Annotated in this window: 13 protein-coding genes; 5 read left to right on the top strand and 8 right to left on the bottom strand. The window is 63.2% G+C overall.

Annotated features, from left to right (window positions below):
• Positions 1-14: 14 nt before the first annotated feature.
• From AC1RMD_RS28430 to clpS, 4 genes are all read right to left on the bottom strand, one after another.
• Entirely contained in the window at positions 15-3,326 is a 3,312-nt protein-coding gene (locus AC1RMD_RS28430; protein ID WP_492931728.1) for a S41 family peptidase, read from the bottom strand.
• A 9-nt stretch (positions 3,327-3,335) separates the two neighbouring features.
• On the bottom strand, positions 3,336-6,668 hold the full coding sequence (locus tag AC1RMD_RS28425) for a S41 family peptidase (RefSeq protein WP_492931726.1): 3,333 nt from the start codon (positions 6,666-6,668) through the stop codon (positions 3,336-3,338).
• Positions 6,669-6,781: 113 nt separating this feature from the next.
• Entirely contained in the window at positions 6,782-9,088 is a 2,307-nt protein-coding gene (gene clpA, locus AC1RMD_RS28420) for an ATP-dependent Clp protease ATP-binding subunit ClpA (protein ID WP_492931724.1), read from the bottom strand.
• Positions 9,085-9,387 (bottom strand): ATP-dependent Clp protease adapter ClpS, encoded by a 303-nt coding sequence (gene clpS, locus AC1RMD_RS28415; protein ID WP_008446470.1) that lies wholly within the window; start codon positions 9,385-9,387, stop codon positions 9,085-9,087. The genes clpA and clpS overlap by 4 nt, the downstream gene beginning before the upstream one ends.
• 324 nt (positions 9,388-9,711) lie before the next feature.
• Between clpS and cspE the strand changes: the two genes are divergently transcribed.
• From cspE to AC1RMD_RS28400, 3 genes are all read left to right on the top strand, one after another.
• Complete coding sequence (cspE, locus tag AC1RMD_RS28410; protein ID WP_008446468.1) at positions 9,712-9,915, top strand: transcription antiterminator/RNA stability regulator CspE; 204 nt, start codon at positions 9,712-9,714, stop codon at positions 9,913-9,915.
• 219 nt (positions 9,916-10,134) lie between these two features.
• Positions 10,135-10,542, top strand: coding sequence for a glutaredoxin family protein (locus AC1RMD_RS28405; RefSeq protein WP_492931722.1), 408 nt, complete (start codon positions 10,135-10,137; stop codon positions 10,540-10,542).
• An 82-nt stretch (positions 10,543-10,624) separates the two neighbouring features.
• A complete protein-coding gene (locus tag AC1RMD_RS28400; protein WP_492931720.1) occupies positions 10,625-10,801 on the top strand; it encodes a hypothetical protein in 177 nt (58 codons plus the stop codon).
• Positions 10,802-10,838: 37 nt separating this feature from the next.
• Here the strand turns inward: AC1RMD_RS28400 and chrA are convergent, their stop codons facing one another.
• Both chrA and icd read right to left on the bottom strand, forming a co-directional pair.
• Entirely contained in the window at positions 10,839-12,182 is a 1,344-nt protein-coding gene (chrA, locus tag AC1RMD_RS28395; RefSeq protein WP_492931718.1) for a chromate efflux transporter, read from the bottom strand.
• Positions 12,183-12,251: 69 nt separating this feature from the next.
• Positions 12,252-13,505, bottom strand: a complete 1,254-nt coding sequence (gene icd, locus AC1RMD_RS28390; RefSeq protein ID WP_492931716.1) for an NADP-dependent isocitrate dehydrogenase — start codon at positions 13,503-13,505, stop codon at positions 12,252-12,254.
• A gap of 159 nt (positions 13,506-13,664) precedes the next feature.
• On the opposite strand from icd, the gene AC1RMD_RS28385 reads away from it, so the two are divergent.
• On the top strand, positions 13,665-14,225 hold the full coding sequence (locus AC1RMD_RS28385) for a pseudouridine synthase (protein ID WP_492931714.1): 561 nt from the start codon (positions 13,665-13,667) through the stop codon (positions 14,223-14,225).
• A 120-nt stretch (positions 14,226-14,345) separates the two neighbouring features.
• On the opposite strand, the gene AC1RMD_RS28380 is transcribed toward AC1RMD_RS28385, so the two are convergent.
• Both AC1RMD_RS28380 and rpsT read right to left on the bottom strand, forming a co-directional pair.
• Positions 14,346-14,600 carry a hypothetical protein gene (locus tag AC1RMD_RS28380; RefSeq protein WP_492931712.1) on the bottom strand — a complete coding sequence of 85 codons (255 nt, stop codon included), beginning with the start codon at positions 14,598-14,600 and terminating at the stop codon, positions 14,346-14,348.
• 119 nt (positions 14,601-14,719) lie between these two features.
• Positions 14,720-14,986, bottom strand: coding sequence for a 30S ribosomal protein S20 (gene rpsT / locus AC1RMD_RS28375; protein WP_008446456.1), 267 nt, complete (start codon positions 14,984-14,986; stop codon positions 14,720-14,722).
• 191 nt (positions 14,987-15,177) lie between these two features.
• On the opposite strand from rpsT, the gene murJ reads away from it, so the two are divergent.
• Complete coding sequence (gene murJ / locus AC1RMD_RS28370) at positions 15,178-16,728, top strand: murein biosynthesis integral membrane protein MurJ (protein WP_492931710.1); 1,551 nt, start codon at positions 15,178-15,180, stop codon at positions 16,726-16,728.
• Positions 16,729-16,746 lie beyond the last annotated feature (18 nt).

The following is a 16,746-nucleotide window of genomic DNA, read 5'->3' as shown; positions in this document are numbered from 1 at the left end:
CCGAACACTTCGCCTTACTTGGCCTTGATCGGGAAGGCCGGGCGCAGCGGCCGCGCCGGCGGATTCTTCGCCAGTTCGGCCTTGATGACCTCAATCGCCTTTTCCAGCTGAGGGTCGCGGCCGGCGATGACGTCGGCCGGATTCTGGTCGATTTCGATATCCGGCGCGACGCCTTCGTTTTCCACGCTCCAGCCGCCATCGCGGGTCCAGAAGGCCAGGTTGGGCGCGGTGATGCCGCCGCCGTCCATCAACGTCGGGAAACCGAGCACGCCCACCAGGCCGCCCCAGGTCCGCTTGCCGATCAACGGTCCCATTTGGTTTTTGCGGAACATCCACGGCAGCAGGTCGCCGCCCGAGCCGGCCGTTTCGTCGATCAGCATCGCGCGCGGCCCCTGGATCGAGGCCGACGGGGTTTTCATGTCGGCGCCGTAGCGCATGGTCCACCAGGCGATTTCCTTCTTCTGCAAAATCTCCAGGTAGTAGTCGGCCACGCTGCCGCCGCCGTTGAAGCGTTCGTCGATGATGACGGCGTCCTTGTCGGCCTGCGGGAAGAAGTAGCGCTTGAAGTAGGTGTGGCCCAGGGTCGCGGTGTTCGGCACGTACACATACGCGACCTTGCCGCCGGTGGCCGCGTTCACCTTGCGGATATTCCCTTCGATCCAGTCGCGGTTGCGCAAGGCGTCCTCGGTCGCTACCGGCACCACGGTGATGGTGCGCGATTTGCTGCCGTCCGCGTTCGGGCCGACGGTGATGTCGATGGCCTTGTTGGCGGTGTTCTCGAAGGCGCTGTACAGGTTCGTCGGCGCCAGCAGCGGACGGCCCTCCACCGCCAGCAGGTATTCGCCGGCCTTGACGTTCAGGCCAGGCTCGGTGAGCGGCGCGCGCAACGCCGGGTTCCAGTTCAAGCCGCCGTAGACTTTCCTGAAGCGATAGTGGCCGTCGCTGACCTCGTAGTCCGCGCCCAGCAGGCCGCCCGGCACCGCCTTGGCGTCGGTGAAGAAGTCGCCTCCGCCACCGCGATGGTGCCCTACGCCGATCTCGCTGCACAGCCACTGGATCAGGCGATTCAGGTCGCCTCGGCTGGACAGCTCGGGCAGGAACTGCGCGTACTTGGCGCGCATCTTGTTCCAGTCGGCGCCGTGCATGCCGGGGTCGTAGAAGAAGTCGCGGTTGATGCGCCAGGCTTCGTTGAAGATCTGCGTCCACTCCGCGCGCGGTTCGGCGTGCACCTCGATCGCTTCGACCTTGACCTTGCCCTCGCCCGGCGTCAGCGTCTTGGCGGTGGCGCTGCCCATGGCCCAGGCTTCCTTGGCACGGTACAGGATCTTCTTGCCGTCGGCAGAAACCTCAAATTCGTCGGCTTCGGCCAGCAGGGTTTCGGCCTTGCGGTCTTTCAGGTCGAAGCGCTGGATGGCTTTCTTGCCGTCGTTCTCGCGCAGGAAGAAGATCTGCCCTGCTTCGCCGGTTCCCAGTTCGGACAGCGCGGCGGCAGGGATGGGCAGGTCGACGATGCGGGTTTCGATGCCGTCGAAGTCGATCGAGATCGGCGCCACCGGTGCGACCGTCACTTTCGGATCGTCGCGGCCGGTTTTCGGGTCGACCTTGGCCGGCTCCGGCTTGGCCGTGTCCTTGGCGGTGGCCGGTGCGGAGGCCGCCGCGCTCTTCTCCTCGTCGCTCTCCTTGATCAGCGGCGACGGCAGGTCGCGCCGCAGCACCGCCATCCAGACGGTGCGGGTCACGCGGTTGTCTTCGTTCTGCTGCGAGAACCAGTTGTTGCTAGGCCCGGCGTTGGTCGAGGCGAAGGAGTACAGATACTTGCCGCTCTTGTCGAATACCGGATCGACGACGTCGGACAAGCCATCCGTCACCGGCCATGATTTGTTCTGCTCCAGCGAATAGATGTAGGCGCTGCGGGTGTAGGTCATCGAATTGAGCGCGTAGGCGATCCAGCGCGAATCCGGCGCCCACGCGGCGCGCAGCGTCTTGTTCACGCCATACAGCGGTTCGCTGGCGATCTTCCTGGTCGTACCCGAGGCGATGTCCAGCACATACAGCGTCCACGCGTTGTCGGTGTAGGCGATCTTTTTGCTGTCGGGCGACCAGACCGGGTTGTCGTAGAAGCCGGCGCCGGTGAGCTTGAATTTGCGCGCTTCGCCCTTGCCGTCCTGCGCGCGGATGTGCAGCGCGTATTCGCCCGATTCGTCGGAGAAGTAGGCGACGGAGCGGCCGTCAGGCGACCACGCCGGCGAACGTTCATGCGCGGCAGGCGTTTGCGTCAGGTTGCGCACATCGCCCTTGTCGGCCGGGATGGTGACGATCTCGCCGCGGAACTCATACGCCACGCGCGCGCCGGACGGCGAGATCGACGCATTGCGGATGTACTTGGCGCCGCTGACCCAGCGCGGGCGCGACGCGCCCAGGTCGCTGTTGACGCCGATGGTCAGCTTGCGCGACTGTCCGCTGGCCAGGTCCAGCGCATGCAGATAGCCGGCCTGTTCGTAGACGATACCGCCGCCGTTGGCCGCGATGTTCAGCACCGGGAAGTCGGTATGCCGGGTCAATGCGCGCACCGCCTTGGTCTTGACGTCGTAGGCGTACAGATTGAATTCGCCGTCGCGGTCGGAGCGGAAGTAGACGGTGTCGCCTATCCACACCGGATCGACATCGTTCGAGTGCGTGGCCGGCTGCGGGATCCGCTGCACCGATTTATCGGCGCGGTTGAACAGCCACAGGATGGAGTTGGTGCCGCCGCGATAGTGCTTCCACTGCATGAAGGCCGGCGAGAACGGGTTGTAGGCGATCTGCTTGCCGTCCGGCGACCAGCCCGCGCGCGCGGCGTTCGGCACTTCCAACTCGGTCTCCACGCCGCCGGCAACCGGCACCGTGAACAGCTTGCGATAGCGGTTGTTGAACGCCGCGCGCGGCGACGTGAACATCACCGCCTTGCCGTCCGGCGTGAAGCCTTGCGCCACGTCCGCGCCGGGATGGTAGGTCAGTCGCTTCGGCACGCCGCCTTCAACCGGCAGCAGGTAGACATCGGTATTGCCGTCGACCTGGGCGCTGTAGGCGATCGATTTGCCGTCCGGCGAAAACACCGGGTTCGATTTCTCGCCCGGATCGGACGTCAGGCGGCGCGGCGACGAGCCGTCGCGGTTCGCAAGCCAGACGTCGCCCGCGTAGATGAAGGCCAGGTGCTGCGCCGACAATGCCGGCTCGGTCAGCATGCGGGTGTCGCTGGTGCTGGGCAGCGCCAGCGCGCCGTGGCTCATCGTCAGCAAGGCTGCGGCAACGGCTGCGGATAACGCTGCGGATAACTTCTGCTTCATTGTCTCTCCTTATTTAAGCGCGGGGATGGCTTGCGGCTGATAGGCCTTGATCGGCTGCGCCTTCAGCTTCTTGTCCAGCAGGTCCAGCGCCACTTCCAGCTGGCGGTCCTGGCCTTGATACGTGGCGTGCGGCGGGTTGTCCACTTCCACATCCGGCGACACGCCCACGCCTTCGATCAGCCACTGGCCGTCGGCCGTGTTGAACTGGCCGTTTTCGGCCACGCGCGCCATGCCGTTGTCGCTCAGGCGGTTGTTATCGCTGAGCCAGACGCCGGCGCCCGCCGTGCGCTTGCCGACCAGCGGCGCCAGTCCCAGCGCCTTGACGCCGGCCGCGAAGGTCTCGCCGTCCGAGTAGGTGTATTCGTCCACCAGCACCACCAGGTGGCCGCGGAAGGTGTTCTGCATATTCGGCGCGGGCAGCGCGCCCGGCGACGACCAGAAGGCCCAGGCCTTGCGCAGCAGCTTCTCGATCACCCAGCTGTCGATGTTGCCGCCGTTGTTGCGGCGCACGTCGATGATCAATCCTTCGCGGTTGACGTTGGCGTAGAAATCGCGCGCGAACGAGGCGATGTCGCGCGGGCCCATGGCGCGCAGGTGCAGGTAGCCGATGCGGCCCTTGGATGCGGCCTCCACCTGGCGCGCGCGGCTCTGTTCCCAGTCGCCGTAGCGCAGACCTGCCTGCTTCATCATGTTGACCGGCGTGACGATCACCGAACGCATGCCCCCCTCCTTGCGCTTCACTTGCAGCAGCATCTGCTTGTCCGCCTGGTTCAGCAGCAGGTCGGCGATGTCGCGCGCCTCCAGCACCGGCTTGCCGTTGACGGCGGTGATGACGTCGCCCTCCTTCACGTCCACGTCCGGTTGCAGCAGCGGGCCGCGTTCGGACGGCAGCTCCGGTTCGCTGCGGTAGATGTGGTCGACGCGGTAGCCGTCGGCGGCGCGCGTGAGCAGCGCGCCCAGGCCGGCCGGCGAACCCTCCGGCGCTGGACGGCGCAACTCGCCCGGCGCGATCTGCGAGTGCAGCGCGCCGACCTCGCTGACCATCATGGCCAGCACGTCGTTCAGCTCCGCGCGGTCGGTCACGCGCTCGACCAGCGGCGCGTACTTGGCGCGCACGCCGGTCCAGTTCACGCCGCGCATCTTGGCGTCGTACAGGAAGTCGCGGTGCATGCGCCAGGCGTCGTTGAACATCTGCGTCCACTCAAGGCGCGGATTGGAGGTGAAGGTCCAGTCGTCCACCTTGACCTTGGCCTTGGAGACGTCCGTCGGCGCCTTGGCGCCCGCCTCCACCACCAGCATGTCGCCCGGACCGCTGGCGACGAAGCCGCGGTAGTACAGGTGCTTCTTGTCGAAGGCCAGGTCGTATTCGCGCACGCCGCTGGCGAAGACTTCCGGCTGCGGGCCGTTGGCGGCGATCGCCAGCGTTTTCAGGTTGGCCTTGCCGTCGCTGCCGTCGGCGTCGAGGAAGTACAGGCGCTTGTCGTCGATTTGCAGGTTGCGGTAGTTACCGGCCGCCAGCGGCACTTCGAACAGGCGGTCCGCCAGGCCGGCGTAGACGATGGCCGGCAACGCCTTGCCGGATTTTTTCTCCGGCACGGCCTTGGCCACGGCTTTTTCCACCGCCTTCTCGGCGGCCTGCTCGACGGCCTTCTCGGCCGCGCCTTCGGCCGGCTTGTCGGCCGGCTTGTTCAGCTCATCGTCCGGCTTGAAGGGGAAGCGGTTGCCCGGCTGGAGCGCCAGCGCGTACACGCCGGTGCGCTTGTCGAACACCGGTCCCATATTGCGGTCGCCCCAAGGCGAGCCATTCGCCAGCTGGAAGTTGCGGGCCGAGAGGAAGTACAGCCATTTGCCGTCCGGCGAAAACACCGGCGAGCGCGAGTTGTAGCGGTCGCCGGTGACGAAGGCCAGCTGCTTCGACTCGAGGTTGTACAGGCCGATCTGGTTGCGCTGCTCGGTGCTGGCGGCGCGCACCAGCACCAGGTTCTTGCTGTCGCCGGACCACAGGATTTCGTCATGCCGGTCCGAGCCGACCTTGCTGCCGTCGTCGATGACGGTGTTGGTTTTGCTGGCCAGGTCCAGCATCCACAGGCGGCCCTTCTTGTCGGTGTGGGCCAGCCAGCGGCCGTCCGGCGACGGGTACAGCTGCCAGCGGTGGTTGTTGCCATCCTTGGTCAGCTGCTCGCCCTTGCCGGAACCGTCGGCGGCGAATTTCCAGATTTCGTTTTCGCCGGTGCTGTCGACGATGGCGTAGACCCATTTGTCGTCGTGGCTGAACACCGCCTCGCGGGCGCGCGCACCTTCCGGCACCGCGATCTCGACGCGCCGCTGCGAACCGGTGCCGGCCACGCTGACGCGGCCGCGCGCGGTCAGCACCAGGCGTTCGTCCTTGCCGGAGATTTGCACGTTGGTCAGGTTCTCCAGCGGCGAGCGGATCTGGCGCGCGCGCTGCTGGTCGAAGTCGGAGACCAGGCCGATCGCCAACTGTTCATCCCTGGCCGCGGCCAGGTCCAGCACGTGCAGGTCGGCGCCCAGTTGGTAGACGATGCGGCCGTCGCCCAGCGCGGCGTTGCGCACGTCCCAGTCGGTGTGCCTGGTCAGCTGGCGCGGATCGCCGCCGTCGGCCGCCATCGACCACAGGTTGTCGGAGCCGCCACGGTCGCTGATGAAGTAGACGCGGCCCTGCCACCACATGGGGCGCTTGTTGTTGCCGGCGTCGGTGGCCAGCAACGGCGCGGCTTCCGAGGCGCCACTCAAGTCGTAGCGCCACAGCTGGGCGTGCGCGCCGCCGCGATAGCGCTTGACGTTGTCGTTGGTCAGCGCCAGACCGTTGCGGGTGAAGTACAGCGTCTTGCCGGCGTCGTCGAGCACGGCGTCGTTGGCGTCGGCCACGGCGAACACGCGGCGTTGCAGGTCGCCCGGCTTGACGGCGGCGATGACGTTGTTGCGCGACGGGCCTTTGCTATCGAGCGTGGTGACCAGCACCTCGCCCTGCGCGCTCCAGCCCAGCACATTCACCGCGCTGTTTTCAAAGGTGATGCGCTTGGGCAGGCCGCCCGTCACCGGCATCACGTAGGCTTCCTGCCCGCCTTCGTAGGAGGCCGAGAAGGCGATCCATTTGCCGTCGTGCGAGATGGCGGCGTTGGTTTCGGCGCCCGGGTGGGTGGTCAGGCGCTGTGCGGCGCCGCCGTGGACACCGGTCTTCCACAGGTCGCCCTCGGCGGTGAAGACCACGACGTCGCCACGGATGGCGGGGTATCGGTAGTAGGCGTCGGCGGCGGAGGCGGTGCCGGACAGCAGGCCGGCGGACAGGAACATCAGGGCGAGAGGACGTGGCAGGATCATGGGACAGTTTCAATGTTTGTCAAATGGAACGACAATTCTGGCACAGCTTTAGGTCTAAAAGAAAAAAACCCGCTCCACTTGCGTGGGCGGGTCCTTTATGAGGCCTGAAAGGCTTATTCGACTTCGACGGTTTCCGGTGGTGTCGTCGGTGCGGCGTCCGGCGGTTCCGGGAACTCCAGCTTGACCTGGTCTTTCTCGTCCAGGTCGACCGTCACGCGGCCACCGGTGACCAGGCGGCCGAACAGCAGCTCGTCGGCCAGCGCCTTGCGGATCATGTCCTGGATCAAGCGCGCCATCGGACGTGCGCCCATCAGCGGATCGAAACCTTTCTTCGCCAGGAACTTGCGCAGTTTCTCGCTGAAGATAGATTCGACTTTCTTCTCGTGCAGCTGCTCTTCCAGTTGCATCAGGAACTTGTCGACCACGCGCAGAATGATGTCCTCGTCCAGCGCGCGGAAGCTGATGGTGGCGTCGATACGGTTGCGGAACTCCGGCGTGAACATGCGCTTGATGTCGGCCATCTCGTCGCCTGCCTGCTTGGAATTGGTGAAGCCGATCGAAGTTTTCTGCAAGCTCTCGGCGCCCGCGTTGGTGGTCATGATGATGATCACGTTGCGGAAGTCGGCCTTGCGTCCGTTGTTGTCGGTCAGCGTGCCGTGGTCCATCACCTGCAGCAGGATGTTGAAAATGTCCGGATGGGCTTTTTCAATCTCGTCCAGCAGCAGCACCGCGTGCGGTTTCTTGGTGATGGCCTCGGTCAGCAGGCCGCCCTGGTCGAAACCAACGTAGCCCGGCGGCGCGCCGATCAGGCGCGACACGGCGTGACGCTCCATATACTCGGACATGTCGAAACGAATCAGCTCGATGCCCAGGATGAAGGCCAGCTGCTTCGCCACCTCGGTCTTGCCGACGCCGGTAGGACCGGAGAACAGGAAGGAGCCGATCGGCTTGTCGGTCTTGCCCAGGCCGGCGCGCGCCATCTTGATCGCCGATGCCAGCGCTTCGATCGCCGGGTCCTGGCCGAACACCACGTTGCGCAGGTCGCGGTCGATGGTCTGCAGCTTGCTGCGGTCGTCCTGGTTGACGGTCTGCGGCGGGATGCGCGCGATCTTGGCGATGATGTCCTCGATCTCGGTCTTGCCGATGGTTTTCTTCTGCTTCGATTTCGGCAGGATGCGCTGGGCCGCACCGGCTTCGTCGATGACGTCGATGGCCTTGTCCGGCAGGTGGCGGTCGTTGATGAAGCGGGCCGCCAGTTCCGCCGCGGTCGACAGCGCCGACGACGAGTACTTGACGCCGTGGTGTTCCTCGAAGCGCGACTTCAGGCCGCGCAGGATCTGCACGGTCTGTTCGACGGTAGGCTCGTTGACGTCCACTTTCTGGAAGCGGCGGCTCAGCGCGTGGTCTTTTTCAAACACGCCGCGGAACTCGGTGTAGGTGGTCGCACCGATGCACTTCAGCTGGCCGTTGGCCAGGGCCGGCTTGAGCAGGTTGGACGCGTCCAGGGTGCCGCCCGAGGCCGAACCGGCGCCGATGATGGTATGGATCTCGTCGATGAACAGGATGCCGTTCGGATTGTCCTTCAACTGCTTGAGGACGGCCTTCAGGCGCTGCTCGAAATCGCCGCGGTACTTGGTGCCGGCCAGCAGCGCGCCCATGTCCAGCGAATACACGACGGCACTCGACAGGATTTCCGGCACGTCGTTCTGGGTGATGCGGTAGGCCAGGCCTTCGGCGATGGCGGTCTTGCCGACGCCGGCTTCGCCCACCAGCAGCGGATTGTTCTTGCGGCGGCGGCACAGGATCTGGATCACGCGATCCACTTCGTCCTCGCGGCCGATCAGCGGATCGATCTTGCCTTCGGCGGCGGCCTTGTTCAGGTTTTGCGTGAACTGGTCGAGCGGGCTTTCCTTGGTCTGGCCTTCGCCGCCCGGTGCGCCCTCTTCCACGCCTTCCGAGGCCTTGGCGGCATCGGTCTGCTGGTCCTTGCGCACGCCGTGCGAAATGAAGTTGACCACGTCCAGGCGGGTCACGCCCTGCTGATGCAGGTAGTAGACCGCGTGCGAGTCCTTCTCGCCGAAGATGGCCACCAGCACGTTGGCGCCGGTGACTTCCTTCTTGCCGTTGGAGGCGGACTGCACGTGCATGATGGCGCGCTGGATCACCCGCTGGAAACCGAGCGTAGGCTGGGTGTCGACTTCGCCCGTGCCGGGCACGGTCGGCGTGTTGTCGCCGATGAAGTTGGTCAGCGTTTTACGCAGGTCTTCGATGTTGACGGCGCAAGCACGCAACACTTCGGCAGCCGAAGGATTGTCAAGCAAGGCCAGCAGCAAGTGCTCCACCGTGATGAATTCGTGCCGTGCCTGCCGAGCTTCGACAAACGCCATGTGCAAACTTACTTCTAATTCCTGCGCAATCATACTTCCTCCATCACGCATTGCAGGGGGTGCCCCGCCTTGCGCGCATGCGTTAAAACGAACTCCACTTTGGTACAGGCTATATCTTTTGAGAACACGCCGCACACTCCTTTGCCGTAGCGATGAACACTGAGCATTATCTGCGTGGCCGTTTCACGGTCTTTGTTGAAATACTCCTGGATGATGGCGACCACAAACTCCATCGGTGTGTAGTCATCATTGAGCAGCGCCACCTGGTACAGGGGTGGCGGCTTCAGCGTTTGCCGCTCCAAGAGGGTTTCGGTGTCATGCTTGGTTGCCATACGCTTATATTCTAATGCTTTCGGGGTTGATGCAATGTGCATTTCACTATACACATTCAATTGTTTTCCATCTTACGCGTTTTCTGAACTTGACGCAGATGGCGCCCCATTCGCTAAAATCAAGAGTTGCTTTTCCGCCAATTGGCTTAAAAGTAGCAAAATGCATACAAATCTGCTTGACTTTAGAATTTGGTCCGCTAACAATGCGTTATCGACTGCGTGCAGAAATGTACAAGGTGATAAGAAGTGAGGCGTGAGGAGGGGGCAAGAAGCTTCTTGCTTTTATGGCTCGTGTGATCCGTTTTAATTTTGAAAGTTCTTTTTATGGCAACAGGTACAGTTAAGTGGTTCAATGATTCCAAAGGTTTTGGCTTCATCACTCCAGATGACGGCGGCGAGGATTTGTTCGCTCACTTCTCCGCAATCAACATGAACGGTTTCAAGACCCTCAAAGAAGGTCAAAAAGTTCAATTCGAAGTCACGCAAGGCCCTAAAGGCAAGCAAGCTTCCAACATCCAGTCCGCTTAATTTTTTAAGCAACAGATGTGAAAAACCTCGCGACGCGGGGTTTTTTTTCGTCCCGACCCCAGCGCGCCTGTTGCAGAACTCCGACAACCCGCGCCTCCCGCCTCCCCTTGTGACAATTCAATAGAATCGCCAAAATTGAAAAATGCATAATCTTATGCGTTAAGGTAATAATGCCTATCAGGCATGTGCCGCCGCCGTTCGTCTCTTACCAAGGGTCCTATGAATAGCATGCACGTCAAGAAAATCAAAACCGTCCTGGTCTACGCCGCCATCCTCGCGCTGGGCCTGGGTGTGGGCCGGGTGGCCTCCAAGGTGCCGCAATGGCTGGCGCCGGCCTATGTCGAAGGCGACTTCAAGGCCTACTATCCCGACGCCGCCACCAAGGTGGTGCTATACGGCACCAAGAGCTGCCCCTTCTGCCAGCAGGTGCGCGCCTACCTGGGCGAGCATCACATCCCCTACGCCGATATCGACGTCAACGAGGCCGGCAAAGGCCAGCAGGACTATCGCAGCTTCGGCGAAACCGCCGTGCCGGTGATCCTGATCGGCAACCGCCGCATCACCGGCTACAAACTACCCGTCATCGAAGCCGCGCTCGCACAGTTGAAGCCGGCCGCCAACCGCTGACCCCACCCGTTTTTGGGGGCCGTGTATATGGACGGCACGGTTGCAGGCCTTGTCTACGTCCAGCCACTTGGAGGAGCACAATATGAATAAGAAACTGAAACTGTTTTTGTTCGCAATCGGCATCGGCGCCGCATCGGCACCGGTACTGGCCAGCTGCAACTACTACTGCGTCGTTGAATATCGGGCTTGCATGAAATACCAGCCGGCCGCCGAATGCGACGCCGAGCGCGACGCCTGCGAAGAAGCCTGCGGCGGCTAAGCCTGGCCTGTATTGACGGGCAGCTGTTGCCCGTCAATCAGAGTGCCGGCGCCAGCAGCTTGAGCAGCAACCCTATCCCGGCGCAGACAGCAATCACACGCGGCACCTTTTGCCCGTAGCGCAGCAGCGCCAGCGCCGCCCCCAGCGCGATCAACGCCGCCGCCCAGTCCGGCGAAGCGTCGAACCCGGCCGGCCAGATGACGTGCCATGCGAAGAACAGCGCCAGGTTGAGGATGACGCCGACCACGGCCGCCGTGATGCCGGTCAGCGGCGCGGTGAAGCTGATATCGTCGCGCGTGGCCTCGACCAGCGGACCGCCGGCCAGGATGAACACGAACGACGGCAGGAAGGTGAACCACGTCACCAGCACCGCCGCCATGGCGCCGGCCAGCGCGACATGTTCCGCGCCGAACGGCGCCTGCCCCCAGCCGCCGACAAAGCCGACAAACGCCACCACCATGATCAACGGGCCCGGCGTGGTCTCGCCCAGCGCCAGGCCGTCCATCATCTGCGGCGGCGTCAGCCAACCGAAGTTGACCACCGCCCCCTGGTACACATACGGCAGCACCGCGTAGGCGCCGCCGAAGGTCAGCAAGGCGGCCTTGGTGAAGAACCAGGCCATCTGGGTGTAGCTGTGCTGCCAGCCGGCGGTCAGCACCAGCAACGTTATCGGCGCCAGCCACAGCAGCGCGCCGCAGCCGCACACCAGCGTCAGGCGACTCCAGCGGAACCGGGCGTGCGGCGGTGGCGGCGTTGCGTCATCGATCACGGCGGGGCCATACGACGCCTTGGCGGCGCCATGTCCGCCGCCGGTCCTGAACGCCTGCGGCAAAAAGCGGCCGCCGGCATAACCGGCCAGCGCGGCGCCGGCGACGATCAGCGGGAACGGCAGCTGCACGGCGAAGATCGCCACGAAGGCGGCGCCGGCGATGCCCCACAGCCAGCCGTTGCGCAAGGCGCGCGTGCCGATCCGGTGCGCGGCCTGCAACACGATCGCCGTCACCGCCGGCTTGATGCCGTAGAACAGGCCGGCCACCAGCGGCTGCTGGCCGAACGCCATGTAGACCCACGACAACAGCACCAGCAACAGCAGCGACGGCAGCACGAACAAGGCGCCGGCGATGATGCCGCCACGCGTGCGATGCAGCAGCCAGCCGATGTAGGTGGCCAGTTGTTGCGCCTCGGGACCGGGCAGCAGCATGCAGTAGTTCAGCGCGTGCAGGAAGCGGCGCTCGGAAATCCAGCGCCGGCGCTCGACCAGCTCCTGGTGCATGATGGCGATCTGGCCCGCCGGTCCGCCAAAGCTGATGCAGCCCAGCTTGAGCCAGAAGCGGAAGGCTTGCCAGAGGGTGGGCGCCGGCGGCGCGTCGGACGGCGTCATCGTGGGATTCCTGTCAAAAAAAAGCCCCGCTCCATTCCAGAAGCGGGGCCGATGTGTGCGGTGGCCAGCTTACATCTGGTCGATCATCACGTCGCCGAAGCCGGAGCACGACACCTGGGTCGCGCCTTCCATCAGGCGGGCGAAGTCGTAGGTGACCTTCTTCGAATCGATAGCTTTCTCCATCGATTTGATGATCAGGTCGGCCGCTTCGATCCAGCCCATGTGGCGCAGCATCATTTCGGCGGACAGGATCAGCGAACCCGGGTTCACATAATCCTTGCCGGCGTACTTCGGCGCGGTACCGTGGGTGGCTTCGAACATCGCCACCGAGTCCGACAGGTTGGCGCCCGGCGCGATGCCGATGCCGCCCACTTGCGCCGCCAGCGCGTCGGAAATGTAGTCGCCGTTCAGGTTCAGCGTGGCGATCACGCTGTACTCGATAGGACGCAGCAGGATCTGTTGCAGGAAGGCGTCGGCGATCGAATCCTTGATGACGATGTCGCGGCCGGTCCTTGGATTCTTGAACTTGCACCATGGGCCGCCGTCGATCAGCTCGGCGCCGAATTCCTTTTGCGCCAGTTCGTAGGCCCAGTCGCGGAAGCCACCTTCGGTGTACTTCATGATGTTGCCCTTGTGGACGATGGTCACCGATGGCTTGTCGTTGTCGATGGCGTACTGGATCGCCTTGCGCACCAGGCGCTGCGTGCCTTCGATCGACACCGGCTTGATGCCCAGGCCCGAGGTTTCCGGGAAGCGGATCTTGGTGACGCCCATTTCCTTGATCAGGAAGTCCATCAGTTTCTTGGCGCCTTCCGAACCCTGCTGGTATTCGATACCGGCGTAGATGTCTTCCGAGTTCTCGCGGAAGATCACCATGTCGGTCTTCTCCGGCTCTTTGACCGGCGAGGGCACGCCGGTGAAGTAGCGCACCGGACGCAGGCAGACGTACAGGTCCAGCTGCTGGCGCAGGGCCACGTTCAACGAACGGATGCCGCCGCCGACCGGGGTGGTCAACGGGCCCTTGATCGAGACCACGTAGTCCTTCAGCACGGTCAGGGTTTCTTCCGGCAGCCACACGTCGGGGCCGTACACGGTGGTCGATTTTTCGCCGGCGAAAATTTCCATCCAGCTGATTTTGCGCTTGCCGCCGTAGGACTTGGCCACCGCAGCGTCGATCACCTTGATCATGACCGGGCTGATATCGACGCCGGTGCCGTCGCCCTCGATGTAGGGAATGATCGGGTTATCTGGTACATTCAGGGAAAAATCGGCGTTGACGGTGATTTTTTGGCCGTCGGCAGGTACTTTGATATGCTGATACATCGTGATCTCCGAAATGGGCGTTGCCGGTTTAGTACATTTATCCTAGGTCTTCTATAAGACATAAGACTCTGTTTCACATTATGCACCAGTATTTTAGTGGGCGCCACGGTTTTCCTTCACCGGCCGTCAAGCCTACACCAAAATCAACTTTAGAGAAGTATGTCCCTCATTCTATTTAACAAACCTTTCCAGGTGCTGTGCCAGTTCTCGCCGCAGGACGGCCGCGCCACCCTGGCCGACCACCTGAAGATCCCCAACATCTACCCCGCCGGCCGCCTCGACGCCGACAGCGAAGGCTTGATGCTGCTGACCGACGACGGCAAGCTGCAACACACCATCGCCCATCCCGACCACAAGGAGGCGAAGATCTACCTGGTGCAGGTCGACGGCGTGCCGGACGCGGACAGCCTGGCCAGGCTGCAAGCGCCGCTTGACCTGGGCGACTTCGTCACCAAGCCGTGCAAGGCGGTGCAAATCGCCGAGCCCGCGTGGCTGTGGCCGCGCAATCCGCCCATCCGCAGCCGGGCCGGGCAGCCAACCAGCTGGCTGGCGATCACGCTACAGGAAGGCAAGAACCGGCAAGTGCGGCGCATGACGGCGGCGGTCGGCCTGCCGACCTTGCGGCTGGTGCGCAGCGCCATCGGCGCCATTTCGCTGGCGACCCACCCGCTGATGCCGGGCGAATGGATGGCGGTGACGGCCAAGGACCTGGCCGGTTAGATTGATGCGTCGCAGCAAATAAAATTCCGCTTTTCACGCTTTTTTGTGTCAACTGGAAATTTTCGGGCGGCGTTAATGAGATAGATTCATACGAATCTTCGTTTTTTTTAGCCAGTTCTATCAACTGCCAAAGGAACTCATCATGTCCAAGATCATCGCTGCCCTGGTTGCCTCCCTGTTTGCCGCCTCCGCGTTTGCCGCCGCCCCATCGGCTTCGGCATCCGCTTCGGCCGCGGCTTCGGCCCCGATGGCATCGGCCCCTGCCGCATCGGCATCGGCCTCCGCCTCGGCATCCACACCAAAAGCCAAGAAATCCAAAGGCAAGAAAGCATCGGCAGAAGCTTCGGCCTCGGCCTCGGCTTCGATGCCAGCCAAGTAAGCGCTGCAGCGCCAGCAAGCCGGCCTCGGGCCGGCTTTTTTACGTCCACGCACGCGAAAAAACCCGCGCTGGCCAGCGGCCAGGCGGGTTCTTGCTTTAAATCCCACGAGGGGAATTAAGCGGACAGTGCCTTCAGGGCAGCTGCCAGACGGCTCTTATGGCGAGCTGCCTTGTTTTTGTGGATGATCTTCTTGTCCGCAATGCTGTCGATGGTCGACACGGACGATTGGAAGATTGCCGTCGCAGCAGCTTTGTCGCCGCCTTGAATCGCTTTGCGAACTGCTTTGATAGCGGTGCGCAAGGTCGAACGCTGGGACGAGTTGTGTGCGTTTTGCTTAACTGCTTGACGAGCGCGCTTGCGCGCTTGTGCGGTATTTGCCATGGAATTTCCTAAAACAGGGTAAAGGTGCGTTTGCAAACATTATTGTTTGCCAAACAGGTGCGTTCAGTGCGTCTGCCGAACCATGTGAGTCAAACTACTGCCTGCCAAACATTAGTGTCTGCGTAACAGAATTCTGTACAGCCTGCGATTATAGCGATGTTTTCTGTCAGGAGCAACTATAATCACTGCCCATGAACTTGCTTAAAACTCTAGCCGCCATCTCCAGCATGACCATGCTGTCCCGCGTAACCGGATTATTGCGTGAAACCTTGTTTGCCCGGGCCTTCGGCGCCGGCGCCTACACGGACGCTTTCATCGTCGCGTTCCGCATTCCCAACCTGCTGCGCCGCCTGTTTGCCGAGGGCGCCTTCTCGCAAGCGTTCGTGCCGATACTATCGGAGTACAAGAACCAGCACGGCCAGGAAGCCAGCAAGACGCTGGCCGACCATGTGGCCAACACGCTGGTGTGGGCCACCTTGTTCGTCAGCGCGCTCGGCATTATAGGCGCGCCGTTGTTTGTTTACCTCATCGCCACCGGCCTGGACAAGCAGCCGGGCGCCTTCGACGCCGCCGTCTGGATGACGCGGCTGATGTTCCCTTATATTAGTTTCATGGCCTTCGTGGCGATGGCCGGGGGCGTGCTCAACACCTGGCGCGAGTTCAAGATCCCGGCTTTCACGCCGGTGCTGCTGAATGTGTCCTTCATCGCCGCCTCGCTGTTCCTGCAGTCGCACCTGGAGCAGCCGATCTATGCGATGGCGATCGCCGTGTTCGTCGGCGGCATCCTGCAGGTGGCGATACAGATCCCGGCGCTGATCAAGATTGGCATGCTGCCGCGCCTGTCGTGGAATCCGGCCGCCGGCCTCGGCGATCCGGGCGTGCGGCGCGTGCTGAAGAAGATGGGACCGGCCGTGTTCGCCGTCTCGGCCGCGCAGATTAGCCTGATGATCAACACCAGCATCGCCTCGCGCCTGGCCGAGGGCAGCATTTCCTGGCTATCCTATGCCGACCGCCTGATGGAGTTCCCGACGGCGCTGCTGGGCGTGGCGCTGGGCACGATTTTGCTGCCCAGCCTGTCGAAGGCCAAGGCCGACGACGATAGCCAGGAATATTCCGATCTGCTGGACTGGGGCCTGCGCCTGACCTTCCTGCTGGCTCTGCCGGCGGCGGTGGGCATGGCGGCGCTGGCCAAGCCGCTGATCGCCACCCTCTTCCACTACGGTAAATTCACCGACGAGGCGGCCACGCAGTCGTCCTACCCGCTGATCGCCTATAGCGCGGGCTTGCTGGGCATCATCCTGGTCAAGACGCTGGCGCCGGCGTTCTACGCGCGCCAGGACATCCGCACCCCGGTCAGGATCGCCATCGGCGTGCTGATCGCGACGCAGTTGATGAACTGGATATTCGTGCCGTATCTGAAGGTGTCCGGCCTGGCGCTGTCGATCGGCCTGGGCGCCTGCATCAACGCCGGCTTCCTGTATGCAGGGCTGCGCAAGCGCGGCATCTACACGCCCAAGCCGGGCTGGCCGCTGTTTTGCGCCAAGCTGGCTGTGGCGTGCGTGCTGATGGGAGCGGCCGCGTGGTTCGGCGGGCAGCAGGTGGACTGGCTGGGCATGCAACACCAGACGCTGCTGCGGATCGGCGCGCTGCTGCTGTTGATCGGCGTGTGCGGCGCGGTGTACTTCGCCGCACTGTTTGCGATGGGCTTCCGCCTGCGCGACGTGAAGCGAACGACACGCTAAAGCAAAAAAAACCCGCCT

It is taken from the genome of Duganella sp. GW822-FHT06D06 (assembly GCF_058799615.1).
The sequence above is the reverse complement of the archived record's forward strand: the minus strand, read 5'-3'. Positions and strand labels throughout refer to the sequence as shown.